At 61.3% G+C, this 558-nt stretch carries 1 protein-coding gene; it reads left to right on the top strand.

Annotated elements, in window-relative coordinates; genetic code table 11:
* Positions 1 to 103 precede the first annotated feature (103 nt).
* Positions 104 to 558 (top strand): DUF6444 domain-containing protein (locus OKC40_RS22890; RefSeq protein ID WP_270797071.1); only part of this gene is annotated, 455 nt, incomplete at its 3' end.

The raw sequence follows: 558 nt of genomic DNA, 5'->3' as shown, positions 1-558 counted from the left end.
GTAACTGTTCACCCAGATGGCATTGACAGGAAAAAGTGAGACGATCATCCCTTGATCCACTGTTGCCCCTTGCCTGATCCCGCCAGCTTGGCACCATCACGTCATGAGCAAACCCATTACGCCACCACCCGGCCTGCCGCTGACCCTCGAGCAAGCCAACGAGCTGATTTACAAGCTGATGGCGCGCATCGCCGAGCTTGAAGACCGCCTCAACCAAAACAGCAATAACTCCTCCAAGCCCCCCTCCACTGATGGCTCGGGGACCCCGCCTGCGCGCAAGCGCCCCGCTTCCGGCAAGGCTCGTGGTGCCCAGCCTGGCCACAAGGGGCAGCGGCGTGAACGTCATCCTGAGGACGACCGACTGACGGCAATACCACACTATCCTGCCCGGCAGTGCGCCTGCTGTGGTGAGCAGGTGGTGTCCCATGACAAGCCCTACCGGGTTCATCAGGTGTTTGACCTGCCCGAGGTCAGCTATGTGGTGACAGAGCATCAGCTGTATCGGGGCACCTGCCGTGGGTGCGTCACCACCAGTGAAGCAGCCCTGCCCGATACGGT

The organism is Aeromonas sp. QDB11, assembly GCF_027705265.1.
In the GTDB taxonomy this organism is placed as follows: Bacteria; Pseudomonadota; Gammaproteobacteria; order Enterobacterales; family Aeromonadaceae; genus Aeromonas; species Aeromonas allosaccharophila.
This window is presented reverse-complemented; position numbering and strand designations above follow the sequence as displayed.